The organism is Exiguobacterium sp. OS-77, assembly GCF_000414195.2.
Taxonomy (GTDB): Bacteria; Bacillota; Bacilli; order Exiguobacteriales; family Exiguobacteriaceae; genus Exiguobacterium_A; species Exiguobacterium_A indicum.
The window spans coordinates 114,176-140,346 of record NZ_DF239008.1 but is presented as its reverse complement, the minus strand read 5'-3'; the positions used below and the strand labels follow the sequence as shown (position 1 = coordinate 140,346).

General features: G+C 44.2%; 25 protein-coding genes and 1 riboswitch. Of the genes, 10 read left to right on the top strand and 15 right to left on the bottom strand.

Annotated features, from left to right (window positions below):
* Positions 1-78: 78 nt before the first annotated feature.
* Positions 79-1,482: a YfcC family protein gene (locus EXG77_RS00660; protein WP_035395552.1), complete on the bottom strand. Its 1,404-nt coding sequence runs from the start codon at positions 1,480-1,482 to the stop codon at positions 79-81.
* Positions 1,483-1,701: 219 nt separating this feature from the next.
* Positions 1,702-1,983 (bottom strand): putative quinol monooxygenase, encoded by a 282-nt coding sequence (locus EXG77_RS00655; RefSeq protein ID WP_023469763.1) that lies wholly within the window; start codon positions 1,981-1,983, stop codon positions 1,702-1,704.
* Positions 1,984-2,139: 156 nt separating this feature from the next.
* On the opposite strand from EXG77_RS00655, the gene EXG77_RS00650 reads away from it, so the two are divergent.
* The 4 genes from EXG77_RS00650 to EXG77_RS00635 all read left to right on the top strand — a co-directional run bounded on the left by EXG77_RS00650 (position 2,140) and on the right by EXG77_RS00635 (position 5,075).
* On the top strand, positions 2,140-2,625 hold the full coding sequence (locus EXG77_RS00650; RefSeq protein ID WP_035395550.1) for a cupin domain-containing protein: 486 nt from the start codon (positions 2,140-2,142) through the stop codon (positions 2,623-2,625).
* Positions 2,626-2,711: 86 nt separating this feature from the next.
* Complete coding sequence (locus EXG77_RS00645) at positions 2,712-3,602, top strand: aldo/keto reductase (protein ID WP_035395548.1); 891 nt, start codon at positions 2,712-2,714, stop codon at positions 3,600-3,602.
* Positions 3,603-3,615: 13 nt separating this feature from the next.
* Positions 3,616-4,548, top strand: a complete 933-nt coding sequence (locus EXG77_RS00640) for an aldo/keto reductase (RefSeq protein WP_035395546.1) — start codon at positions 3,616-3,618, stop codon at positions 4,546-4,548.
* Positions 4,549-4,628: 80 nt separating this feature from the next.
* Positions 4,629-5,075 (top strand): OsmC family protein, encoded by a 447-nt coding sequence (locus tag EXG77_RS00635; RefSeq protein WP_119182619.1) that lies wholly within the window; start codon positions 4,629-4,631, stop codon positions 5,073-5,075.
* Positions 5,076-5,159: 84 nt separating this feature from the next.
* Here EXG77_RS00635 and EXG77_RS00630 read toward each other — a convergent pair whose 3' ends face one another.
* Positions 5,160-5,978: an HNH endonuclease gene (locus EXG77_RS00630; RefSeq protein WP_052017074.1), complete on the bottom strand. Its 819-nt coding sequence runs from the start codon at positions 5,976-5,978 to the stop codon at positions 5,160-5,162.
* A gap of 40 nt (positions 5,979-6,018) precedes the next feature.
* Between EXG77_RS00630 and EXG77_RS00625 the strand changes: the two genes are divergently transcribed.
* The gene (locus EXG77_RS00625; RefSeq protein WP_035395542.1) at positions 6,019-7,737 is read left to right on the top strand and encodes a hypothetical protein; all 1,719 of its coding nucleotides are present in this window, start codon (positions 6,019-6,021) and stop codon (positions 7,735-7,737) included.
* A gap of 43 nt (positions 7,738-7,780) precedes the next feature.
* Here the strand turns inward: EXG77_RS00625 and EXG77_RS00620 are convergent, their stop codons facing one another.
* Positions 7,781-9,034 (bottom strand): DNA cytosine methyltransferase, encoded by a 1,254-nt coding sequence (locus tag EXG77_RS00620; RefSeq protein ID WP_052017073.1) that lies wholly within the window; start codon positions 9,032-9,034, stop codon positions 7,781-7,783.
* A 195-nt stretch (positions 9,035-9,229) separates the two neighbouring features.
* Here EXG77_RS00620 and EXG77_RS00615 point away from each other — a divergent pair, with 195 nt between their 5' ends.
* Positions 9,230-10,414 (top strand): class I SAM-dependent rRNA methyltransferase, encoded by a 1,185-nt coding sequence (locus tag EXG77_RS00615; protein WP_035395540.1) that lies wholly within the window; start codon positions 9,230-9,232, stop codon positions 10,412-10,414.
* An 84-nt stretch (positions 10,415-10,498) separates the two neighbouring features.
* Here EXG77_RS00615 and EXG77_RS00610 read toward each other — a convergent pair whose 3' ends face one another.
* Positions 10,499-11,497 carry a zinc-binding dehydrogenase gene (locus EXG77_RS00610; protein ID WP_023469771.1) on the bottom strand — a complete coding sequence of 333 codons (999 nt, stop codon included), beginning with the start codon at positions 11,495-11,497 and terminating at the stop codon, positions 10,499-10,501.
* 109 nt (positions 11,498-11,606) lie between these two features.
* Here EXG77_RS00610 and pepT point away from each other — a divergent pair, with 109 nt between their 5' ends.
* The gene (gene pepT, locus EXG77_RS00605) at positions 11,607-12,842 is read left to right on the top strand and encodes a peptidase T (protein ID WP_023469772.1); all 1,236 of its coding nucleotides are present in this window, start codon (positions 11,607-11,609) and stop codon (positions 12,840-12,842) included.
* Positions 12,843-12,880: 38 nt separating this feature from the next.
* On the opposite strand, the gene EXG77_RS00600 is transcribed toward pepT, so the two are convergent.
* From EXG77_RS00600 to EXG77_RS00585, 4 genes are all read right to left on the bottom strand, one after another.
* Positions 12,881-13,900 (bottom strand): DUF916 and DUF3324 domain-containing protein, encoded by a 1,020-nt coding sequence (locus EXG77_RS00600; protein WP_023469773.1) that lies wholly within the window; start codon positions 13,898-13,900, stop codon positions 12,881-12,883.
* 21 nt (positions 13,901-13,921) lie between these two features.
* Positions 13,922-14,617 (bottom strand): WxL domain-containing protein, encoded by a 696-nt coding sequence (locus EXG77_RS00595; protein ID WP_023469774.1) that lies wholly within the window; start codon positions 14,615-14,617, stop codon positions 13,922-13,924.
* A gap of 16 nt (positions 14,618-14,633) precedes the next feature.
* Entirely contained in the window at positions 14,634-15,971 is a 1,338-nt protein-coding gene (locus EXG77_RS00590) for a hypothetical protein (RefSeq protein WP_145981717.1), read from the bottom strand.
* Between the two features lie 259 nt (positions 15,972-16,230).
* Entirely contained in the window at positions 16,231-17,100 is an 870-nt protein-coding gene (locus tag EXG77_RS00585) for a prohibitin family protein (protein ID WP_035395536.1), read from the bottom strand.
* A 299-nt stretch (positions 17,101-17,399) separates the two neighbouring features.
* Between EXG77_RS00585 and EXG77_RS00580 the strand changes: the two genes are divergently transcribed.
* From EXG77_RS00580 to EXG77_RS00570, 3 genes are all read left to right on the top strand, one after another.
* Positions 17,400-19,022, top strand: coding sequence for an ABC-F family ATP-binding cassette domain-containing protein (locus EXG77_RS00580; protein WP_023469778.1), 1,623 nt, complete (start codon positions 17,400-17,402; stop codon positions 19,020-19,022).
* Positions 19,023-19,086: 64 nt separating this feature from the next.
* On the top strand, positions 19,087-19,467 hold the full coding sequence (locus tag EXG77_RS00575; RefSeq protein WP_052017072.1) for an NUDIX domain-containing protein: 381 nt from the start codon (positions 19,087-19,089) through the stop codon (positions 19,465-19,467).
* A 114-nt stretch (positions 19,468-19,581) separates the two neighbouring features.
* Complete coding sequence (locus EXG77_RS00570; protein WP_035395534.1) at positions 19,582-21,462, top strand: PhoX family phosphatase; 1,881 nt, start codon at positions 19,582-19,584, stop codon at positions 21,460-21,462.
* A gap of 40 nt (positions 21,463-21,502) precedes the next feature.
* Here EXG77_RS00570 and EXG77_RS00565 read toward each other — a convergent pair whose 3' ends face one another.
* From EXG77_RS00565 to EXG77_RS16495, 6 genes are all read right to left on the bottom strand, one after another.
* Positions 21,503-21,970: a hypothetical protein gene (locus tag EXG77_RS00565; protein ID WP_023469781.1), complete on the bottom strand. Its 468-nt coding sequence runs from the start codon at positions 21,968-21,970 to the stop codon at positions 21,503-21,505.
* 77 nt (positions 21,971-22,047) lie between these two features.
* Positions 22,048-22,995 carry a RimK family alpha-L-glutamate ligase gene (locus tag EXG77_RS00560; RefSeq protein ID WP_023469782.1) on the bottom strand — a complete coding sequence of 316 codons (948 nt, stop codon included), beginning with the start codon at positions 22,993-22,995 and terminating at the stop codon, positions 22,048-22,050.
* Entirely contained in the window at positions 22,992-24,050 is a 1,059-nt protein-coding gene (locus tag EXG77_RS00555; protein WP_023469783.1) for an LLM class flavin-dependent oxidoreductase, read from the bottom strand. Before EXG77_RS00555 ends, EXG77_RS00560 begins: the two co-directional genes overlap by 4 nt.
* Positions 24,051-24,124: 74 nt before the next feature.
* Positions 24,125-24,227, bottom strand: a riboswitch (SAM riboswitch).
* Between the two features lie 113 nt (positions 24,228-24,340).
* A complete protein-coding gene (locus EXG77_RS00550) occupies positions 24,341-24,979 on the bottom strand; it encodes a DUF975 family protein (RefSeq protein WP_035395532.1) in 639 nt (212 codons plus the stop codon).
* Positions 24,980-25,042: 63 nt separating this feature from the next.
* Positions 25,043-25,741: a DUF2325 domain-containing protein gene (locus EXG77_RS16500; protein WP_035395530.1), complete on the bottom strand. Its 699-nt coding sequence runs from the start codon at positions 25,739-25,741 to the stop codon at positions 25,043-25,045.
* A gap of 5 nt (positions 25,742-25,746) precedes the next feature.
* On the bottom strand, positions 25,747-26,145 hold the full coding sequence (locus EXG77_RS16495; RefSeq protein ID WP_035395528.1) for a hypothetical protein: 399 nt from the start codon (positions 26,143-26,145) through the stop codon (positions 25,747-25,749).
* Between the last annotated feature and the right edge of the window lie 26 nt (positions 26,146-26,171).

The following is a 26,171-nucleotide window of genomic DNA, read 5'->3' as shown; positions in this document are numbered from 1 at the left end:
TACCTATTCCGTTCGTGATAACGCTTCCCGATTCCTGCAACTGAAAAACCTTCCGGACACCTGTCCGAAAGGTCGACTTCATTGAATACCAAGCGTCACGGCAAGTAATAAGGCAGCACATGCCAAGGCAATCCAAATCGCGAAAAGCTTCCAGACAAAACGAAGCCATTTTTCATACGGAATGCCTGCGATTGCGAGAAATGCCATCAAATGCGCGCTCGTCGGGAAAATCATATTCGTCAATCCATCTCCGTATTGGAATGCTAAAACAGCTACTTGACGCTCGATCCCGAGTAAATCGGACAATGGTGCCATGATGGGCATCGTCGTTGCCGCCTGTCCACTCCCGGATGGAATGAAGAAATTCGTAATCAATTGCACGGCGTACATCCCGATGACAGCAAAGAACGTCGGTAAATGTCCTACGGCATTCGATAAGCCGTAAATGACCGTATCGATAACACGTCCTTCTTCGAGAATGACGACGATTGCTCGAGCAAACCCAACAATCAAGGCGCCGAACGTCACAGCTTTCGCACCGTCAATCAAACTCTCGAACGTTCCGTTTACACCAAGCGTAACGATTCCCGCAATCATCCCGATGATCAAGAAGGATGCGGTTAATTCCGTCAAATACCATCCCCATTCAAAGATTCCGATTACATTGAGCGTAATTCCACCGATTAAAACCAGTAAGACGAAAGCATGACGTTTCGAAAAGCGTGAAATCGTCGTCGCTGCTTCTTCCGAGCGACGTTGTTCAAGATCATAAACCAGACTGCGCGCCGGATCATGTTTGACTTTCCGTGCGTAGTTCATGACATAAAGAATCGTCACTGCTAAAAATACGATATACACAGCCGTTCGGTACCCAAGACCACTAAAGAGCGGTACTTCCGCAATTGATTGAGCGACACCTACCGTAAACGGATTCAACATCCCGCCGGCAAAACCAACCGCCGCCCCTAGACTGACGATCGCGGCTCCTGTCATCGCATCATATCCAAGGGCACGCGCTAACATGATCCCAATCGGCACGAAGATGATCGTTTCCTCTGCCATCCCGATCGTCGCCCCGGCAATCGAAAAGACGAACATCGTCATCGGAATCATGATGTGCCCTTTTTGACCGAATCGGCGAATCAATTGATTGATTCCTGCTTCAATGGCGCCGGTTTGACGAATGATGCCGAAGACACCACCGACAAGAAAGATATAGAAGATGATCGCAGCACCCGCTTCCATGCCTTGCGGGATTGCTTCAAATAAACCAAAGAGATTGACAGGTGCAGACTCTACCGCGCGATATGTGCCATCGATGACGACGGTTTGTCCGTCTTGTTTTTCACGGTCGAATTGCCCTGCTGGAAGTGTATACGTCAAGATGACTGAGATGATGAGAATCGCCATGATGATGGCATATGTATGAGGCATCTTGAAGAATGATCGCTTCGACTCTGATGCATTCGTTCGTTCATTCATGATAAAGGCCTCCTTTTTTGTGTCATTATAAGAATAATGCCCTAATCAGGGAAAAACTAACAGTTTCAATGAAATGTCATACGATTGTAAAAGAAAAGTGGAATACTTCTAACTTAAATAGAGGCTTTAATCGATCATATCGCATGAAACAAAAAAGGAAGATATGCTAGGTCACGAACCTAGAATACCTTCCTTATGTGTTACGTCAATCTCTTATGATTATGCTTGGAACGATTGAACGTCTAACGGTTTAGCAAGAGCCGTTTGTGCAAACGCAACGAATTGTCCGAAATGAGCACTCGTGTTGTGTGCTTCGATTGCAGCTTGGTCTTCCCATTTTTCAATCATCATGAAGACATTTTCGTCTTCTGTGCTTTGGAATAAGTCATAGCTGATGTTTCCTGCTTCAGCACGTGATCCTGCAACTAGTGTTTTAGTTGCTGCTAAAAATTCTTCTCGTTTTGCGGGTTGTACTTCTAATTTTGCTTCGATGGCGATCATCGGAAAGCCTCCTTTGTAATTTCGTTAACTTAAGCATCTTAGCACCTCCGAATTCGTTACGCCATAAAGATGCTCGGACGATTGATGATATTTAATTACGGGTAATTACAGATGTAATTATTACTTTGTGCCACACCAGAGAAAGGAGCAACGAAGATGCGCGTTGAGGTATTTTATTTTGAGGATGACGGGCACATTCCGAACAACCCGACATTCCCCGTGTTGATTTATCGGCACGCATTTGCAGAGCCATCACACATCGAACAGACCTTCCATGCACATGACTGGCGTAACAGCTGGGTGGATGGGATTTTTGACTTTCATCATTATCATAGTATCGCTCATGAAGTGATCGGGATTCTTGAAGGGCATGCAACCGTTCAGCTGGGTGGTCCGCTCGGTAAGACCTTCACTTTGACGAGCGGAGATATTCTTTTACTTCCTGCAGGTACGGGACATAAAGCACTTGATACAAGTCGACACTTTCGAGTGATCGGTGCCTATCCGGATGGTCAAGACTACGATACGCTGACAGGTCAAACAAGTGAACGCCCGGAAAATCTTCAACGTATTCGTCAGGTGATGCGCCCAACTCAAGATCCTGTATTCGGTGATCGCGGTCCTTTGTTTGAGCATTGGTGACGTCTCCTTCTCTTGAAGAAGACGTTTTTGTTCGGAGTTCGCGTGGTAAACCCTACTATTGTCTCTCTACTAAAGGAGGAAGAACGATGAACGCAACAGAAAAGACGTTGATACTTGCTGCATTAAAGCAAAAAACGGTGACGTTTCCCGATCAGACGCATGTTCGGGCACTCGGACAAGGCACATGGCGGATGGGAGAAGAGTCGGAGAAGCACGAGGCAGAAATCGAAGCACTCCGTGTCGGTCTTGATAGTGGAATGGAACTCATCGACACGGCAGAGATGTACGGGGAAGGTGCTTCTGAAGAATTGATTCGCGACGCGATTGCAGGTCGACGAGAGGAAGTCTTTCTCGTCTCGAAAGTGTATCCGCATCATGCTGGCGGAGAAGCATTGAAGCAGGCTTGTTCCAACACACTTGAACGTCTTGGTACCGATTATCTCGATTTGTACCTTCTTCACTGGCGTGGTGACATTCCACTGAAAGAAACCGTCGAAGGACTGGAAGCTTTAAAACAAGAAGGCAAGATTCGCCGTTGGGGTGTGTCTAACTTTGACGTATCAGACATGAAGGAACTGTTGGCACTGCCAAGTGGTGATCAATGCGCTGTCAATCAGGTACTTTATCACCTTGGATCACGGGGAATCGAGTATGAACTATTACCGTTACTACGTGAGCATGGTATACCAGTGATGGCGTATTGCCCACTAGCAGAAGGTGGTTCATTACGTGATCAACTTCTGAATCATCCGACCGTCGAGGAACTCGCTGAGACACATGGCGTTGAACCGGCACAGATTCTACTTGCATGGGCGATTCGTGAAGGTGATGTCATCGCGATTCCTAAGGCTGGTCAGGCACATCATGTCGAAGCCAATGGTCGCGCTGCGCTTCTGAATTTAACAGAGGAAGAGCTCGCTGCACTTGATCAAGCGTTCCCAGCACCAACGAAAAAAGAACCACTCGATATCGTTTAAGGAGGTCATTTTCATGACAAAACATGTTCAACTTGGTCAATCTAACTTATTCGTTCACCCCATCGGTCTCGGTACGAATGCTGTCGGTGGACACAACTTGTATCCGAATCTCGATGAGCAAGCCGGACGCGATCTCGTTCGTGTCGCTTTGAAGCAAGGAATCAATTTCCTTGATACCGCTTTCATCTACGGACCAGAACGTTCGGAGGAACTCGTTGGTGAGGTCTGGAAAGACACAGTCGCTCGAGAAGATGTCGTCCTCGCGACGAAAGGTGCGCATCAGTTCGTTGACGGAAACGTCGTCATGAACAATTCACCAGACTTTCTCCGTCAATCGGTCGAAGAGAGTTTAAAACGTCTTCAGACAGACTATATCGATTTGTATTACATTCATTTTCCGGATGAATCAACACCAAAGGATGAAGCCGTCGCTGCACTCGCAGAACTGAAAAAAGAAGGAAAGATTCGCGCAATCGGTGTCTCGAATTTCTCACTCGAACAACTGAAGGAAGCGAACAAAGACGGACATGTCGACGTCTACCAAGGGGAATACAACCTATTCAAACGGGATGCGGAAAAAGAATTACTCCCGTATATCGTTGAGAACGGTATGTCCTTCGTCCCGTACTTCCCACTCGCTGCTGGATTATTGGCAGGGAAATATACAAAAGAGACGACGTTTGATGATTTACGAAAAAACGATCCTTTGTTTCAAAAAGATGTCTTCGAGGAAAACCTCGCAAAAGTCGATCAACTGCGTCCGATCGCAGAAGCACATGATGCGGAAGTCGCACACGTCGTACTCGCGTGGTATTTGGCACAGGAAGGTATCGATGCCATCATCCCTGGTGCGAAACGACCGGATCAGGTGACGGATACGTTGCGTACGTTAGATGTTCAGTTGTCACAAGAGGATATCGAAAAAATCGACCAGATTTTTAGCTGATTGTTCTCTTCGTATGTACATGAGCAGAATAGGCGAAAAATCATGCTGAACTTCGTATGATGGAGGCATGGAGGCGATTGATCATGAAACACCATTTTCATTTAACCGCAGACTGGCCGGGCAATCGCAATGATGTTGGTCAGATCGAGACGGGTGAACTAAAAACAAAAATCTCAATTCCGGACGCCATGGATGGTCCAGGAGTTGGTACGAATCCAGATGAGATGTTACTTGGGGCAGCTGCTACGTGCTATATCATCACGCTTGCCGCGATGCTTGAGCGTAGTCACATTCCAAAAGTCTCGTTAACAATGGAGTCTGAAGGCATCGTGGATGTCACGAACGGTGTCTTCACGTACGACGCGATCATTCATCGTCCGAAACTCTTATTGCCATCCGATCTGTCGGATCGTGATCTGGAGAAGGCGCAACGTCTTGCTGAAAAAGCGGAAGGTTCGTGTATGATTACGCGGGCACTGGCTGGTAATGTCAAAGTATCGCTTGAGGCTGTTGTGGAACGCGTATAAGTTAATTTTCAACAGTTAAAAATCAAATACTCCTTTAACTATGTATTTTCTAAATCACAGTTAAAGGAGTATTTTTTACTGAATTCAATATCGATAAGGAGTTTTCAAAGAACCTTGTATCTTTCTTTTTAGCATCTCGTAAGAGACACTCTCATCTTGTCTCATTAATTTATGAATTATTCGATGGCAACTTGCACATAACAAAGCTAAGTCTTCAGTCTGAGTATCTGTTATGCCACTTATACTTAATTGATTTTTATGATGCGCTTCAATGTAACCTTTCCCGATGACTCCATAAACTTCCTCATAATTCATCTCACAAATATCACAGAATAATTGTCCGGCGTGGTTAATTGCAAACTGTTCTTTTGCTTTTTTAACTACTTTTGCATTTCGTTCTGTTATATAATGCGTGGCGAGTCGCTTTTCACCTTCTGTATAACGCTCATCTTCCAATAGACTTTCAGCAATATGCGAGTTAAGTACTTCACTTTCGTCTGTATAGTACTCTGTTGAAAAAGCAAAGTATTCTTTAAATTTACTTTCGAAAGTATCAAAGGTCATAAAGGGATGAAATTTTTCCAGTTTAAATGATTTATCTGATCCGTTCAGATCTTTTTTTAAGTTGATTACTTCATTTTGATTTAGCCATACAAATTGTATATCGTTTATTCTGACTAATTCTTCCTCATTGGTAATACAAAAAATAAGGTAATCATATTCGGTTACTTTCGTATCTCGGATGCCATACATTCCACCCGTTGCTCCTCTTATTCCGATACGTTTCCCATCTAAAATTTGCTTATTCTTTTCTGATTTAAATGATACATTATATTGATCAGACAACGATTTTAACCACTCTTTTGTTAACTTTTTCATTACACCTACAATGTCTTTTTGCAAGATCTATCCCTACTCTCGTTTCATTTGGAGGATTGCATGTATGATCAAAAAACAGAAAAAATCAGGAGACCAACATACGAAAGATGTTGCAATGTATTTAGAACAATTGATTCAAGAGCAATCATCTCTTTCACAAGAACAACATCCCGCAACAATCGTTGCTCAATTTCTATTCACCCAGTTTCCAAAAACGAGTGAAGTCAAAACTAAATTTGATTTTAAACGTGCTGATCATCATGCTGATTTATATATTTATCAAGACGAACACATTTATCCGATTCATTTATTTTACCTCAAGAAAAATACAACGATTCAACCTAAAAATCCTGGTGCTAAATCCTTCTTACATAAGTATTTTGGTTTAACGGAATCCCAACACGCCTTTAATGCATTACTGGATCAGGCGCGTTCTAAACTTTTTCAAGATATTGCGTTTCACCATGGAATCACCGATTTATATGTATCAGAGGCAAAGTTAAAGAAATCAATTCATGCATTGCAGTTAGATGAGACCATACTTAAAGCCTATCGTAGACGATTCTTAGAAGGTATTCGGGATCATTGTTATTCGCTCCTTCTTAAGAGTCTAAATGAGCATCAATCTGATTTTTTTAGAGGTTTCAAGCATCTATCGATGATTGAAGAATATAAAGTCATATTCATCGAAGAAACCTCTGAGATCAAACTAGAACAACAGACGATCCAAACATTCGAATCCGTACATCTATTAAAAAAGAATAATTCATCGATTCATATCTTAGTGGATAACTATGAGCTCGAACTTCGGTTTAAATTCGAGTCTTCTTTAACGTCTTCCATTAAAGTAGCGACAAAACTATCGCATACTCGTGAACTAACGAATCAATTTCAACAAAAAACGAAGCAACTCAATGCAAAGTGGTTAAATGCTTTTGAAGATTCTCTACATACCCACACATTACTTGCTCATTCAAATAAAAGTAATGCAATCGGTCGCTGTCATGAAGTCCTTACGCTATATCAATTCATCAAACACGATTCAACAATTCATTTAGTCGATCCTACTCAAGTTCATCAGACATTAACAGTTTACTATTCGTATCTTGAACCAAACGTATTGCAACAGCTGATTGATAGTGCTGACGTTACAACTTCCGTGTTACTTGATTACTTAAAAAATGTATATGGTCAGTCTCAAATTGAACAAGTTCAACTCGTATCAGATAGCTATGTCGCGAATAAATTAGAAACAGCAGATATCTTACTCACTCTTCGATACGAACAAAACTTGATTGAGCTTCCCTTGTCCTTAAAAGCACTAAAAGCTCATAATTCTGTCATGACAATTAAAAATCCAGGTGCTGGTACGATTCTTTCCTATCAATATTTTGATGTTTTCGACGAAATGCAGGAGTTCATTGCAAGGATAAAAGAAAAGTATTTGGTCGGTTTGATCTCACGTCAGGAAGTTCTCTCTGAGGTATCGAACGAAATCACAAGACACCTTTCCGCCGCTTCACAAACGTCTCTTGTTTCTGGATTGAAAAAAATGATTGGAACGAACTTATCGATCGTCTCTTTTTATCAAAGTTTAACGTGCTCCATTCATCCGCCGATTGAAGTCGGAGGGCATATTCATGTATCTCAACATTCATCGACTACGACACGCTTGACTTGGTCCAACGGTAACGAATACTTGAACTTTCGAGTTAAGTTCAGTGCTGGTGCTTCTCATGGATGGTCGTCCCTAAAATTGTCATGTGAACGTTCCGTCTTATAAAACAAAACGGATCTACTCATCAAAGAGCAGATCCGTTTCACGTTTAAAAAAGCTTCAATTGTTGTTCTGATCGCTCTGCAACTAACTCCTCTGATTTCAACCAGTCTACGATGGGTTGCAGAATACGTAACGCTAAGAGTACAGGTACAGCATTTCCAATTTGCTTATACTGCTTATCTAACCGGTTGTTTAGCTGCGTTTTCGTATTGCCACCATCGTAAAATTCGAACCAATCCGGAAACGTCTGGATACGGGCCGATTCCCGAACACTCATACGACGATTGGAACCCACTAGGCTCCATTCATCTTTTCCTATTTTTTTCATTGCCTCTCCGCCTGGCCACAATTGTGCTTGTCTACCAGATGCTTGAATCGTAAAGGCTTGCTCCGTCCATTTCTTTTTACGATTACGAGATAAATACATCGGAGAAAAACCACCACTATACACATCAGTTGGTTCCTTCGGTAAATCTGCAATCGTCTCTTCTAAAGTCACGTAAGGATATTTTCCTAAGGGACCATGAGTAGGATCTGGAAATGTATATCTGAATGAAACATCTTTTCGTACACCGATGATAAAGACACGTTCCCGAAGTTGTGGCACCCCATAGTCTCGAGCATTGACCAGTTGATAATTCACTTCATATCCCGCTGCAGCAAAGTCTTCAATGATTTGACGCGCCACTTCTCCTTTTCCTAAGGTTAATAATCCTTTTACGTTTTCAGCAACGAATACTTTAGGTCGTGCTTGCATGATCGCTCGAATGAAATGGATATATAAAAAATTTCGCTCGTCATCAATCAAGCGTGGACCCGCTGAACTGAATCCAGGACAAGGAAATCCACCAAGTATGACATCACATTCAGGAAAGTGTTTGATTTTCCGTATGTCTCGACCGTCTTGAAAGACCTCTGTCGAAAAGTTCATCTTATATGTGACGGCAGATTCTCGAAACATGTCATTCGAAAAAATCGTCTCTGTCACGTTTCCTTTTGATATTAATTTCTCAAAAGCTTCTTTTGATTGAAAAACTTGTTCAATGACATCTTCTCCGTACAGACTAACAAGTCCAGCAAGTTCTAATCCTAAATCTAATCCTCCCGCTCCAGAAAACAGACTAATTACACTATGTGCTTTTGTTGAGCGTTTGATATCAGAAAAAAAAGCGGTATCGTCTGTTTCAAAAATACGATTTGTTTCTTCCTGGATTTTTTCGAATAGTACATTTTTGACATCAATCTCTTCATATTCAGTTAAAGGACGGTATTTTGCTCGTCCTCGTTCGTTTAATTTCATAGGTTTACCTCCTGGCAACATCCTCTTGCCTTTATTATAAGCGAGCATCCGTTAAAAGGCCAGCGTTCTAATAAAATCGTGGAATGATTGATATTAAAGGTATCATCTTATATGATTTCCAGTTATCCACATGTGGATAACTCTGTTTATGATATACTAATCACACTTATCCACAAGTAGAAATGAGGAAATTAGATGCCCCGTGAACTCTATCCGATTGTCGTCAAATCCGAATGGATTGAATTGATTCGAAGCGGTTATCCCGCGTTACGTAAAGAAATGTTTGAATCCTTGCAACATATTAAAGAAGCAGGTGGACTGCTTCATCTGATGACAGAACATAAAGAATACCTTGCAACTGGCTATTTTGGCAAGCAAGAAAAGGGTGTCGGTTGGACACTCTCGATGGATGAACAAGACACGATCGATGTTGCTTTCTTCAAACGCCTTTTCGAACAAGCTCTAGACAAAAGAAACGACTTTTTTGAAGAAGAGTCCGAAGCTTTCCGTATTTTTAATGGTGCAGGTGATGGTATTGGTGGACTGACGATTGATTGTTATGACCATCATTACCTCATCCTCTTCGAAAATGAAGGCATCTATACTTTTCGTCCGATGATTCTCGAGGCGCTTGAATCGCTCGTTCACTATAAGAGCATTTATGAAAAACGAGATTTTCTTATCGATCTTCAACCCGTCAAAGGCGACGATTTTTTAATGGGTGAACGCGGTGATTTTCCAGAAATGCTGCAGGAACATGGTGCACGGTATGCATACGACCTTGACGCTGGCATGCGGACTGGCTTCGATATCGCGCAACGCGCACTTCGTAAAGTTCTGATGGATTCAGTTAAAGAAAAGAACGTACTGAATCTCTTTTCTGATACAGGAACTTTGACAGTATCTGCACTTCAAGGTCATGCTACTCACACGACGAGTGTTGATTTCTCGACACGTAGTCGAAATAAGACGACAGATAATCTTACGTTGAACCATTTTACTCCTGAAGAACAGATAATTTTGGTTCAAGATGCGTTCGACTATATCGAACAAGCGGATAAGAAGACTCGTTTTGACGTCGTCTTGTTCCATCCGCCGGTACACGTCAATACACGGACGCGTCAGTTTCGAACGGAACAGGATCTTTCTCCTTGGATCCAAAAAGTCATTCATCTGACGAATCGTGGAGGACTCCTTGCGATCACGACAGATAGCCCTGCTCTTGATGCGTTACAATTGAAAAAAGCTGTTGAGCAAGCATTCAACAAGTTGCGTCAAAAATTTGAAGTCGTATGGGAGCAACCGGAGCAGAAAGATTTCCCGACTCCTCCTTCTATGCCGCAACTCGCTCAAAAAAGTATTCTCATTCGTCGCAAATGACGTATTATCTAAAAAATCCGCTACCGAAAATTTCAGTAGCGGATTTTTTATGTTTTTAACAGGAAATGTAAAATAAATGAAGAATCATTTTTTAAGACTTGGACGCACACTCACTTTACCAAAATGTGATGTTTGATCAAATCGTTGGTAGAGATCATTTAACACATCGCGCTCATAAGGAATCTGCTCTTCGATCCGAATCTCGATTGTGCCTTCTTTCACTAAATGAATAAGTTCTGCTAAGTGATGTTGCTGTCGCTTCATCTCATCTACTTTTCCTTTTAGCAAAGGAAGTGCGACGAACACAGCCTCAAGTGATAAGGCTTTACTATGCATCATCGTTAAATCTTGTGTCGTCCGTGTCGCGATCGAAATGATGCGTCCGCGTTCTTTAGCGAGTATGAACGATTCTTGTAAATGATCGCCACCCACCGTATCAATGATGACATCGAATCCGTCAAAATCCAGTCGTTTGAGCAATGCTTCAGCTGATTCTTCCTTATACCGATGAACGCGAATCCCTCTCGCTTCTAACCAAGCTGCCTTCTCGTCCGAAGAGGCGCTCGCTGTGACGTCGCACCCATAATGACGCGCGAGTTGAACAGTCAGGTGTCCCACTCCGCCCGTTCCACCTGCTACATACACACGGATTCCTGGTGTAATTACGATCCGTTCTTTTAAAATCTCCATCGCCGTTAACCCGATCACCGGTAAACAACCAGCAATCTCAGCTGAGACCTCTTTTGGTCGTAAGACTGCCATCTGTTCGGGCACAAGCATTTCCTCCGCTAGCGCACCGGCACGTGTTCCAAGCCCACCGCCGAATGCGACGATGCGATCGCCGATAGAAAAAGACGTCACACCCTCGCCGATTTCAATGACTCTCCCTGTTACATCGCCCTGGAGAATTCCAGTCGTCGATGCTGCTGCCACGTGTCCGAAGAACATCTTCGTATCAAGTGGATTGATACTCGACCCCTCGACTTGAATGCGTAATTCGTACTTCCCCGCTTTTTCAGGTGTGACGTCTTTTTCTATAAGTGATGCGTCTTTTCCGTACTGATCGACTACGAATGCTCTCATGAAGAATTCCCCCTTTTTCATTATTAGTCTATCATGATTCAGAATTCTCTCACATTAGGTCTTCATGCTATGATGAAGGTATCTTATGACGAGAAGGGACGTTTTTGATTTGAAACAAGAATTGATTGATCGTCTAACTACATACGTGAAAATCGATACACAATCGAACTACGAGAGTACGACTGTTCCAACAACTGAAGGACAATGGACACTGGCTCGTTTGCTTGTAGAAGAATTAAATGCAATCGGTATGGAGGAAGTCACAGTCGATGACAATGGGTATGTCATGGCGACGTTACCTGCTAATACAGATGCAGACATTCCGACAATTGGTTTTCTTGCTCACCTGGATACAGCGACTGATTTCACGGGCACGAATGTCCGTCCGCAACTCGTGGAAGCATATGACGGAAATCCGATCACGTTGCGTGAAGCACCGTCTGTCATCCTATCGCCCACTGATTTTCCTGCACTTCACAACTATATCGGTCATACATTGATGACGACAGATGGTGCGACATTACTCGGTGCCGACAATAAAGCCGGAATCGCAGAAATCATGACAGCCATGCACCATTTGATTTCACATCCGGAAATCAAACATGGTCGCATTCGTGTTGCCTTTACGCCAGATGAAGAAATTGGTCGTGGACCACATCATTTCAATGTCGAAGCATTCGATGCAACGTATGCTTATACAGTCGACGGCGGTCCGCTGGGTGAACTCGAATACGAGAGTTTCAATGCAGCGGCTGCTAAAATCGTTTTCCACGGAACGAACGTTCACCCGGGAACAGCAAAAGACAAGATGGTCAATTCGCAGAAACATGCGATGGCATTTCACGATCGTCTTCCTGGAGAAGAGTCTCCTGAATTCACAGATGGTTTTGAAGGATTCTTCCATCTGATTTCGTTTGACGGTTCTGTTGAAAAAACGACGCTCGACTACATCATTCGTGATTTCGATCGTGAAGCATTTGAAGGACGGAAACACTTCTTATCTGCTCTCGTTGAGGAGTGGAACAAAAAGTATGGAGCAGGCAGCGTTGAAATCGACTTGCATGACCAGTACTACAACATGCGTGAAAAAATCGAACCTCACATGCACATCGTTGATATCGCTCATGCCGCGATGGAATCTCTTGATATCCAGCCAATCATTAAGCCGATCCGTGGTGGAACGGATGGATCACAACTTTCGTACATGGGTCTTCCGACACCGAACATCTTTACAGGTGGCGAGAACTATCACGGCAAGTTTGAATTCATCTCCGTTGATAACATGGTAAAAGCGACGCAAGTCATCATCGCTATTGTTCAAGGGTTTGAACAAGCCGCTCGCTAATCAAAAAGCAGATTCTCAGCGCTGAGAATCTGCTTTTTTTATGCTTGGCGTTGCTGTTTTTTCAAACGGTAGATATAACCGATTAATAAAAAGATGATTAAGGTCGATGCCATCATAAGTTCCTTTGACCATTCTCCGACAAAGGAGTTCGAATTTTTTTCGATATCCCGATTGGGTATCTGCTCTTTCATCTGATTCGCTTGACGCTTCGTAATCTTAAAGCTGTCTTTCCACTTCCACGTCTTGCCTTCTCCCTTAACGCGGATCTTAATGTGATACGTGCCGGGTTCTAAGATTCCTGTCGTTTCAATCGGTGTTTTCATATAAATCGATGGTGCGAATCGAACGTCCATTTGTTTTCGAACCACGACTTTTTTTCCTTTCGTGACGATCGCTTCGAATTTCATCGTTTTACTAATGGTCGGTGCTTGATTTGCTAATTTAACGAAAACAGTAGGTCTTGAAAAAGAGGACTTTGCCTGCACCCCCTCATATGTGATGACGGGTGCAGTCTCTTTGATTGAAGAACGAACTTTTAATCCAATGACGTAGGCATGACGATTTTGAATGCCGATGGTATTGTCGTTAGTCGTTTCACCTTCCGGCTTGCTCTCAATCCGAATACCGGCAAGCAATGTCCCATCCAACTCATTTGACACTTCAAGTGGTAAAGAAACGATTTTCGACTCTCCGCCTTTAATGAATGTTGATTGCGTATTCGGTTTAATGAGATCCGTCAACGAAGTCGACGCTAATGGAACGGATTTTTTCTGATCATAGACGATCAAACCGTTATTATTCGTTGTGGCATTTCGGATTGAAGTTAAAAACGTATGATCAGCGGGTCCGTGATTATAGATTCGAACTTGAAGATTCGTCTTTTGTTGCGCTGGCATCCTTAAATCGAAATAGGTTACACCGGAATCGACCTGATACGCATTCGGAACCGCTTCGACCGAAAAATTAACACGATCTTCTGCAAAACTGTCTGAAGGTGTCATCCAGACAAGTAATCCATAAAGCAAAACGATTAGACAACCGACTCCCCATCGTTTCATCTCTCTCCCCCCATTTTCTCATCAATTCACGACGTCAGAGAGCGTCCAATCGAGCGTAGCGGTATGTTTTCCTTCGACTTGAACACCGACAGGAACGTTCAGCGTAATGCGATCGTTATCTGTCCCGTTTCCCTTCCAATAAATTTGCCACGTTGAAAACGTTCCAGCAGCTGATGCTAAAATAACTTTTGCATCTCCCGGATTTCCAGGTGTTAAGGTAACATTTCCTGTCGTAGGTGCTGCATTAATTGGTAATCCAATCAAGGTTTGTACATCACCCGCATCGATCGTCAACGTGGATCCAGCCAAGGAATCTTTCCCACCGCTATCTTTAAAGGTACTGAGTTTTACTTTAACATCCCATTTCGTAGGGAGAATACGTCGATCCGTTACTTGTAAAAAGGGCTTTTGATCTTTTGCTTTGAAGAGTGCTTTATTAACAAGTACTTCGTTCGAGCCAAAATTGAAGTTAGGTGCATAATCGAGTGTGAGTGGTCCTGTGTTTCCGGTTGGCGTATTTCCTCCGTTATCCTGAGGTCTATAGGGAGTATTCGGATTAGGTGAGTCTGGATCGACGATGATCGGTGCTGCATTCGTCGTAAATGTGATTTCAGCCTTGGATGTTCCCGTTGAGGTATTCGCAGCCCACGCAGAGGTCGTTCCTAATATTAAAGCAGTACTTATCAAGATCGTTGAAAAAGCAAAGCGTTTTTTCATCTTTGTTCTCCCCTTTTCACGGTGCATCGACTAAACTCCATTGAATGTCTGCGCTATACGATAAAGGTTTCGGATATTTTCCTGTTAAATCGAGAACGATGCCTTCATTTTCAGCGTACGTCAACGGTGTCTGATTTGAACTCGCCGACATCGTTCCCGTAGCCACTTCAATTGCGGTTGTTTGCAGTAATTGGGTTTTCGAAGCGGTCTTAAAATAAAGAACATCGGTTAAGACATCACCTGTCGTACTCGTCAAAGGGCGACTGAGACTCGCTTGTAACTTCCAGTTATATCCTGTGGCATTTTCGTGAGAAATCGCAATCGTCATTGGGGATACACGAGGAATAATCTTCTCTCGCCCCGTCAACTCATGACTACCAAAATCAAGAGTGGTCGGAGTCGTCAAACGAAGTGTTGAGCCAATCATTAAATCTGCTGATGCTGTACTATTACTTAAAATATTTAAATCAATCGCTTCATCGATGACAGCACTTTTGAAAGTGTATTGATTTGTAGAATTGATAGGTAAATTATTTATTTCGAAAACAAGTTTATATTCGATATTGTTTAATAACCCTAGCAACCCTACTGAAATAATCGAAGACGTATTCCAATAAATCAAATTATTTGTTTTATCAATGGTAACACTTTCCTTTTTAACAATATTTCCCGACTTGGAATATTCTAAATAAACACTCTCTGCTTTAATTTTATCCATGATACTTGGTGGAATGATAAAAACAATATATTGTTTATTAGAAAGCCCCAATCCTAGAAATGCGGAAAATCGATTCGTTAATTCAATCGTTTTTCTAGTACCGTCATTTTCAATTTGAACCTCTTGATAACTTGCACTTAAGCTTGAAGTACCTAATAAGCTTATGGAAAGTAAGTTAGGAACTGCTGTATTTTTTCCTTTGTCTGAATTCGATGTTTCAGAATTAGGTGTACTTTCTTCGTTATCATCTGACTGAGGTTGCTCAATTACTATTGTTTCATCTTCTTCAGTTGACGAAGTCTCAGATGTCGGTGGATCTTCACTCTCAGGTGGGGTTGTCTCGGATGTTGGTGGGTCTTCACTCTCAGGGGGAGTTGTCTCGGATGTTAGTGGATTTTCGCTCTCAGGTGGGGTTGTCTCGGATGTTAGTGGATTTTCGCTCTCAGGTGGGGTTGTCTGCTCTAGTTCCAAGAGTTCTTCGCATTGTATCCGTTCTTCTTTTTTTAGCAAGTCCTCTTTCGTTGGATCATTCAACGTCTCTTCACAAAACGATGACGTCAAAGGGTCTGGTATTTCTAGCTCGTCGGTCGTCGCATGACTGTGCGGAATCGAAAAACTTGTCGCAAATAGAATCATGAAGATAATAAATGTATTTGGTGATCGATTTTTATACAAAAATTATCCCCCCTATTTTTTGATACTTATTTTCAATTGAATAATCCTCTTTTACGTTCGTTTCCCTTCTAAATAAGGGAATTAAACCATAAATTTTACATTTAAAAGATATAAAATAAAAGTTTTTTTATCTCTATACTAAAATTAAATAATACATCTATCTTTAATCTACTGATTTATTATTACAGCATAAAAAATAGACCTATAAATTAGGTCTACTTTATTTCTTTTCTTCTGTTGTAGCATCTGGAATCGGTAATTGAACCATACTCCCCGATCCACTGACGAGTGGTGACTTCCCGTCCCACTTCTTGACGGCTTCGTATTGAATCATTTCTTCCGTCAATGTCTTCTGTAGTTCTTTTTGAGCTTTTGCCAACCCTTGAGCTTCGATCAAACGGGCATCAGCTGCTCCTTTTGCTTCTACGCGAAGACGCTCTGCTTCTGCTTTAGCGATTTCAAGATCCGTCTTCTTTTTATCGAGTTCCTGCGACGCTTTGACACGCGCATCGATCGCTTCCTGTGTCTTTTCATCTGGTTTCGGTGCACCGAGTGCGACATCCTCGATGATGAAACCGATGTCCTTGACGTCTTCTGCAAACTGCGTTTGAATGCTCGTTGAGACATTCCCTGATTTTTCACCGAATAGTTCAAGGACGGTGACTTTCGAGATTTGCTCACGCGATGCATCATAGAGACGTTGTTTCAGATATCCTTTTGCGATCTCATCGATTTCGATCGGTCCGAACTTATTGAAGACTTTCGTCACCTTATCCGGTGAGACGGAGAAGCTGTATGTAAAGTCGACGACGATGTTCTTTCCGTCCTTGGTCGCAAGCGTCATGTTCTCAAGCGCTTTTGTCTGTGTCCGAATCGGATACTCTGTCACCCGTGTGATCGGTGAAACGACATGCCAACCTTGCGATAACGTCTCATCTTTGACACCGCTTGACGGTGTATAGACGACACCGACTTGTCCAGGTTCGATTTGTTCGACGATGAATGGCGTTGTTGCAAGCAACGCTAGTACGAGCACACCTGCGATGATCATCGATGGGCGAATTTTTTTCTTCGGTTTGATTTCTCTCATTCTGAATCTCCTTTATCGATCTTTTCTTGGATATAGCGGTAGAGTTCCATGCCAAGCAAAACGATGAGGGCGAAAAACAATAATGTGAAAAAGATGGCCATCTAACCCCTCCTCTAACGAATTCCTTACTTTGTTCTACGTATCCATCTGGAAAATGTTTCATTTTTTTAAATGTCCGGTTGCTTATTTTTAATTTCTGTCCTAATATGGAGGGAACTTTGCCTGCTCTACGACAGATCACGATTTGTGGTACACTCGAATGAGCACATCACTTACTAGAAACGAGGGTTCATCTCTATATGATTACAGTACAAAACGTCGGTCTTCGCTTTGCAGATCGAAAATTATTCGAAGACGTCAACATTAAGTTCACACCAGGTAACTGTTACGGTCTGATCGGTGCAAATGGCGCTGGTAAATCGACATTCTTGAAAATTCTCGCTGGTGACATCGAAGCACAACAAGGCGATGTCATCATCACACCAGGCGAACGTTTAGGCGTTCTCCGTCAGAACCATTACGAATACGAAGAATTCCAAGTCATCGAAACGGTCATGATGGGACACAAACGTCTCTATGAAGTCATGAAAGAAAAAGATGCCATCTATATGAAAGAAGATTTCTCGGACGAAGACGGCATGCGTGCTGCTGAACTCGAAGGTGAATTCGCTGAGATGAATGGTTGGGAAGCGGAGTCGGAAGCCGCAATGCTTCTTCAAGGACTCGGCATCAAGGAAGACCTTCACTCGAAGACGATGGCTGAGCTGACAGGATCGGAAAAGGTCAAAGTTTTGCTTGCGCAAGCGTTGTTCGGTAAACCAGACATTCTCTTACTCGATGAGCCGACGAACGGACTTGATTTGAAAGCCGTCAAATGGCTCGAAGAATTCTTGATCGGATTCGAGAACACGGTCATTGTCATTTCCCACGACCGTCACTTCTTGAACAACGTCTGTACGCACATGGCGGATCTCGATTACGGTAAGATTCAACTGTATATCGGAAACTACGATTTCTGGTACGAGTCAAGTCAGCTTGCTTCGCGTATGGCAAGTGACCAAAACAAGAAAAAAGAAGAGAAAATCAAAGAACTTCAAGCCTTCATCGCGCGTTTCAGCTCAAACGCTTCAAAAGCGAAACAAGCGACGTCGCGGAAGAAATTGCTTGATAAAATCACACTCGACGACATTCGTCCATCGTCACGCCGTTATCCGTTCGTTGGTTTCACACCGGAACGTGAAATCGGAAATGACCTCTTGATGGTCGACGGCATCTCGAAGACGATCGATGGTGTCAAAGTCCTTGATAACGTCCGCTTCTCGTTGAACAAGACGGATAAAGTCGCGTTCATCAGTCAGAGCGATATCGCAATCACGACTCTCTTCAAGATCCTTATGGGTGAGATGGAACCGGATAGCGGTACGTTCAAATGGGGCGTAACAACTTCGCAGTCGTACTTGCCAAAAGATAACTCGGAATTCTTCGAAGGCTCGGACAAGACGATCCTCGATTGGCTCCGTCAGTACTCACCGGCAGATGAGAGCGATACGTTCCTCCGTGGATTCCTCGGTCGGATGCTCTTCTCAGGAGAAGAAGTCATGAAAAAAGCTTCTGTCTTATCTGGGGGCGAAAAAGTCCGTTGTATGCTTTCAAAAGCAATGCTCAGTGGTGCTAACGTCCTCGTCCTCGACGATCCAACGAACCACTTGGATCTCGAATCGATCACAGCACTCAACGATGGCTTGATTGCTTACAAAGGCGCGATGCTCTTCAGCTCGCATGACCATCAGTTCGTCGAAACAATCGCGAACCGGATCATCGAGTTGACGCCGAACGGTATCGTCGATAAAGAAACGACATACGATGAGTACTTGAACAATGATACGATCCAACAGCAACTAACAGCGTTATACGCGCAATGATTTTGAGGAGACCGGAACTGTCGTTTCGGTCTCTTTTTTGAACACGTTGAAGGAGGAATGCGACATGAGGCACCGCGTATGCGCTGCGTTGATCGAAGAGAAACAGATCCTAATGGTCGAATTACACACGCCTTCCCGGACATTTTGGACGTTACCGGGCGGAGGTGTCGAGAGTGGCGAAACAAAAGAACAAGCCGTCATGCGGGAAGTATTAGAGGAGACAAACCTTCACGTCACGATTGAACGACAACTCTACGAGATTTCAATTGATCAAGGAACAGAGACATGCTTTCTCGTCCGACGTGCCTTAGGCAGTTCTGCACCTCGACTCGGGATTGATCCCGAACTCCCATTTGACCAACAAGAATTACGAACCGTCCGTTTCCGACCATTAAAGGAACTTCACGATGATCCACAGATTGCTCGTTTGCTGACCTTACTGTAAAGGAAAGATTAACTAACTGAGATATAACTGACTAGGTTTCTTTACACCCTCTACATAATCGACTGATTAAATGGAAATGTAGTAACAACACAAACTCATTTGGGGGAAACAAAAATGAAACGAACACTCATGGTTGGTCTATCAGCAGCGGTCTTGTCATCAAGTATGGTCCCGATGTTCGCGGATGCCCATAGTTCTTCTCATAGTACACGCAACATTAAGAAGGTCGAATTCTTGTCGATGGATGCACCGACGAAAATCGATCAGATGGTAAAAACCTATACAGAAGCAAAAGTTAAAGTCACGTATACGAATGGTAAAACAGAAGTGAAACCGTTGAACTATAATCAACTGTTCCTGTCGCAAGATAAAATCGTCGAAAACAAAGGAGAGATGATTGCAGCAGGTACACCAATCGATGCTAAAGGTAATCCGATCATCGACCGCAGTGTACCGGACAAACCGGAAGCTTTCGTCTCAGATGCACCCGACTCGAACAGTCTGCTTGAAGTCCACGGAAAAAAATACATGGTTTCTCACTTCGAGTATGACTCGATCGACAACGCTGGTAATGAAGTCAAGGGACTTCCAGCATCGATGACATTAACAGAAGTCGTACAAGATAAAAAGACAGGGAAACTTGCTGTCAAAAAAGCCAGCAAGATTGATTTTGAGAACGTCAATGGACTCTGGACACCATGTAACGGTTCGACGACGCCATGGGGAACGCACCTTGGGTCAGAGGAATATGAACCAGATGCTCGTGCGTTTGAGTCAGACAAAACGTCAGCTGCTTATAAAGAAGTAAATGCCTTCGCTGAGCACTATTTCGGAACGACCGAAAAAGCAAATCCTTACTTCTACGGCTTCACACCGGAAATCTCGGTCGACCGAAAAGGGAAAGCGACAGCAGTCAAACACTACAGTACAGGTCGTTTCTCGCACGAGATGATGCAGATTCTGCCGGATCAAAAGACAGCGATCTTCGGTGACGACGGAAACAATACGATGATGTTCATGTACGTCGCGGACAAAAAACGTGATTTCTCAAAAGGAACACTTTACGCGGCGAAGTTCAAACAAACACGCGCAACAGAAGGCGGAGCGGGTGATATCGAATGGATCAAGCTTGGTCATGCTTCCGATAAAGAAGTCAAACGCTTGATTGATAAAGGGACGAAGTTCAGCGACATCTTTGAGACAGCCGATGCGCCAACTCCGGGCTTTAAAGCGGTCAAAACAGCTGCTAGCAAAAAAGTCGAATACTTGAAGCTCAAGCCTGGTAAGGAAAAAGAAGCTGCCTTCCTTGAATCACGCCGTTATGGTGCGTTGCTTGGCGCAACATCAGAATTCAACAAGATGGAAGGCATCACGGTCAACGAGCAAGACAAAAAAGCCTACATCGCCTTGTCTTATGTGTCAGGCAGTACCGAAAAACAAGAAGGTGCTGTCCAAGACGACATCCAGCTTGAAAAACGCGAATCGGGTGCAACATTCGAAATCGATCTTGGCCGTGCAACAGGCATCGACAGCCGTTACGTACCAACGAATATGCAGGCACTCGTCATTGGTGAAGATTTGAAGAAGCCGGATGCTTACGGCAACACAGCGAATCCGGATCTCGTCGCGAATCCAGATAACCTCGCTTATTCCGCGACATCTAATACGCTCTTTATCGGTGAAGATAGCTCCTTGCATACGAATAACTTCGTTTGGGCCTATAATCTGAAGACGAAGAAGCTTTCACGGATTCTGTCCGTTCCAGTCGGAGCGGAAGCAACTGGTCTCCGTTCACTCGATCATGTTGGTGGGTATAGCTATCTCTTGAGCAACTACCAGCACCCAGGTGAAGCATTGACAGGGAAACAAATCACGGCCGTCGATCCAAAAGCGCTCGAACAAGCGATGAAAGACGGCATCGGGATTCAAAAAACAGGTGGTGTCGGTTACCTCTCTGGTTTACCGAGCGGTCATAAATCGTATACGCATCGATAAGATACTAAAAACGGATTCCCAAGCGCGGGAATCCGTTTTTTTATGCGTTGTTCTTCTTTTGTTTTGCTGCCTCTTCTTCCACACGTTGCAGCAGTCCATGAACGATTTTCTCGTTCTCCCGCTCGCCACCGAGTGACAAGAGACTTTTTCCAACAAAGTTCGCCCCCTCATTTTTTCCCGTATAGATCAACAGACAGCGATCATGGTCGATCGGTTTGAGCGTAAAGGTCATCTCGATCTTGAATATTTTAGCCAATGTGAATCCAATCGTATTTTGCTTGAAGTCCGGCTCGTTCGTATAGGCTAAATCGGTCACGATATAGGTTTCGAGTCGATTGCCCTGCATATACGTTTGGCGATAGGTCGAACCGACGACACCCGGTTTTCGTTCAATCACCTCGTGCTGGACGACATTTGGAATCAAACGCTGCAGTCGCGTGTGATCAAACAAGTGCCATGCTTCTTCAATCGGAATATCGAGCTGTCGTTCTTCTCTCCACGTAATCATACACCTGCCCCCTTTTTCTATAGAAATACCCTGTCATCCGGTCTTGTAACGTCCGGCGACAGGGCGAGAGCAGATTCTTATTTTACTGTGCTTGTTTCAAGGGCTGCACCGAGGAACTTCGCTAGTTCGAGCATACCGTAGCGTCCTGCAGCTGCCTCAGCATCCGAATTATAGTTCGTATTTGTATTGACGTCATACGTATAGATCGTACCTGACGTATCCTTAATGAACTCGATACCGGCGACCGCGATTTGGTTCGCTTGGAGGAATGCTTCATATTTTTCAATGATTGGGTCATCGAAGCCTTCAACGATTTGGAACTTCATCGGTGTTTGCGGTGCTTCTTCACCAACTGGGCAGAACAAGTCGTCGATTACACATGCATCCGCTGGGCAAAGCTCAAAACCTTCTGATGTATCGACTCGAACCGCGTAGACGAACTTTCCACCTACGAACTCACAACGTGTGATGTACGGTTCTGGTGCTTGAATATACTCTTGAATCAACGTGATGCCATCGACTGGTTCGTCGAATGTCGGACCGTCGAGATAAGCTTCAAGTGCTTCAATCGAGTGGAACAGCTGGACGCCGAGACCTTTCCCAGCCCGGTTATGTTTCGTGATGAATGACGAAACGCCAATTTCTTTTGCTGCTTGTACGATTTGATCGCGTCCGACGGCAGCCGTCGTCTTCGGTACACGAATCCCAGCCTTACGCAACGCCGTGTATTGATTGACTTTGCTGACTTCTAAACGAAGCGCACGCGTTCCATTAAAGACAGTCCGGTCATGCTCTTCTAACCAAGCGAGGACCCCTTCCGTCAACTCCGGCGCGTAACGATGCCCCCGCGTATGCGAAGAGGCACTCATGCGGCTGTAAAAGACGCCTTCTGGCGGCAGTTCGTCCAGCGGAACGATCCCTTCATTCAAGTGCCACTCTTCATACGGTAACTCGAGTTCTTCGAGACGTTTGATGAGATGGTCCGTCCATTCTTGATTTTCGTGGAGAATATGAATTTTTGTCATGATTGTTGACCTACCTTTCGTTTCGCTTCGACCAGTGGCATTACGTCACGAGCAAAGCGTTCCATTTCTTCGAGTTGTGGTGAGAATTGTAATAAGAGTAACGTGACACCAACAGCTTCGAATGCTAGAATCCGTTCAGCGATTTGTTCTGGTGTTCCGATTAAATTCGGACGTAGACCACGGTTCGAGACGGAATAATCGTTTCGTTCGACCTGTTGCTCCAGTTGCGATTTACTGATGAAATCCTGATAACCGGCATAACCGGCGCTGTCTTCCTTAACGTCCGTGATGCGTTGCCATTCAAGAAGTGCTTCTTCTTCCGTATCCCGACAAATGATGTAGGCCGCAAGACCGAAGCTCTCGAGCGGCGTTTGTCCCGTCGTTTCCCGGCGTACTTTCATATCATTGATTTTATGGGCTACTTCTTCAACAGTACCCCCATGCATGACATAAGCATCACAGTGTTCGACGATCGTTCGTTTTCCAGCTTCACTCTCTCCACCAGCGTAGAGCTTGATGCCTGGACGCTGGACTGGCTTCGGATGGAGTTCCGCCTGCTCGATCGTGTAGTGATGACCGGAGAAGCTATACGGTGACGCATCTGCCCATAGTCCTTTCATGACCGTGACGAACTCTTCCGTCCGAGCATAGCGTTCATCGTGCGCTGTGAAGATACCGTTGTATTGTTTCGCTTCCTCTGCCCACCACGCTGAAACGACGTTGAGCGTAAAGCGTCCACCACTCAACTGATCGATGTTTGCCGCCATCTTCGCTGTCGTCGCTGGATTATGGAACCCGGGACGAACCGCTGTCATGATCTCAAGGCGTTCCGTCGTTGCAGCAATCGCTGCTGCCGTCGTCCATGCCTCAAGACTCGGTTCCTTGATGCCTTTAATATCGTTCAAGTTCAGTTCCGCGATCAACGTCGTCGAGAAGCCGATCCGTTCTGCTGTTTGTGCGACTTGTTTCGCATAATCGAAGGTCGGTGGCATCTGTTCATCCTCGACATTACGTAACCATCCCCCAAAAATCGGTAACCAAAAACCATACTCCACTCCATCGTCCCCCTTATCATAAAAAAACGCTCTTTTCGAAGTTCGAAAAGAGCGACGGTATCTTGTCCTGTCCGCTCTTATCTTCGGAAGGTATCCCTTCCTGGAAGTAGCACCTTCCGCCACGGCGGGGTTGCTGAAGTGTCTTCGGGCCAGTCCCTCGACTTCTCTAGATAAGATGTGTTGCATTCATCGTACAAAATTCACTGAACTAAAGCAACTATTAAACCGTCTTTTCCCATCGGAATTATTTCGCACATAAAAAAATCCCGACGTAGTGTCGGGATCCGGTATTAATATGGTGCGACGAAATCTGATGTTGGCTCTGGCGTTTGTTCACCACGAACACGATCATAAAATTTTGCAAAGGTAACACTGAAATATGGTGTAATCCACAAGAATGCTAGGCCGAGGGTAACGATCCCTAAAAGAGCCCAACCAATAAACGACAGTAGCAGAAGGAATGCTTCCATTTTATGCCCGTCCATCATTTTTCGGGAGCGTGTAATGGCCTCTAAGATACCAATCGATGGTTCATCTCGCAAAATATAGAACGTTAGCATGTAAGAAAATGATTTAATGATTCCCGGTACGACTAATAGCAGTAACCATAAGAAGATAAAAAAGAGTTGTACGATGGCTAGACCAATCACTTTGAAAAACATACCATATGGTTCAAATAAATCCGTCACTTTCGTTTCTTCTCCGCGAGCAATCGACATCGCAATCCAAGTCCAACCGACTCCGACCGGGATCAATAAAATCGATACCAACGATACGACGAGATCCATCGTATTAGCTGGTTCATCTATATCTGATCCAAATAATCCAGGCACACCTTGAATGATACTAAACAGAATAACTGTTAGGACTGCGAATCCCCAACGACCGCTGAGCGAATCCTTCGCTGCTTTTTTTAATTGAGATGACATGAGTAAGGTCCTCCTTGAAAAATAAGTTCTCACCTTACTCTACGGCTAATAACTTCTAATGTTTCACTGCTTTTTCAATAATTTCCCCTCTTGTTTCTGTTTCAACCAAGCGCGCTCAAGTTGCCGCTCACACGCCGTGTATAACGAGCGTCGACCGTCGAGCCGTTCCATCGCGAATGGAATACCATGCTTTTTCGCCTGAGCGATGACATGTGCACTCGCTGCATGAGAGACACGGCTCGTCACGACGACAATCGCGTCCGACTTTTTGGCGAGACAAGCAATCTTTTTCGCGGACTGTGCGTCCCCTGCTAGATGAATTAATTCGATCCCCGTCGGCGCAAAGAACTCACGATAGACAGCGGTCTGTTGTTCGTTTCCAACGATAACAAGACGCATGCCTGTGAAGCGCGTGAAATCTAACGGTGTCTTATCAACGAAATCCATCAATTGTCCCGGTACGGCTGTTGTTACGATCGGTTCAATCGTTTGCTCTTTTGGCATACGGACGCGACGCTGCGCTTTTTTAGCTTTCGGCACCGGTTGCCGTTTCATTTTTCGTGCATACCGATTTGACTTTTTTGTTGTCACAGGCGTCTTCACTACCTGTTGTTCTATCGCTGACGGACGGTTGGATGATGCGTTGACGATCGGCTCTTCATACGTGAACGGATGCTTCCAAGCAATCGTTAATGTATCCTTCCGTCCCCGCCACATGACGAGATCGACAAGTTGCCCTGCTTCTAGTCGGAAATAGCGCATGTCTTCTACCGGTACAACATAATAGAACGATCGACACGGACCCGGACTTCCATGCCGTGCTCGAGATTCCAATCGCGGACGTCTCGTTCAGAAATATGACTGCCCGACCATTCTAGTAAAGTACCGCCTTTTAACCCCCGCTGAAACGTATAGGCATAACGTTGCTTGCGTACTGGCTCGACCTGTACTTGCGGTGGCATGACGATGGTCTGCTCTAGCTCTATTGCTTCATCTATGACCAATGTTTCTTGAACGTCGCGCGGTGCATAATACGCTGACATCTTGACCCATTCATCGATTCCGTTTACTTCGTCGAGCCAGAGTTGCCAATCTTCATACCGCTCCACGGCCGCTAATTTCATCTGTACCAATTCAGTTGCTCGTTCCATCACCTGTTGCATCATCCATGACCACTTCCTTTGCGTTTTTT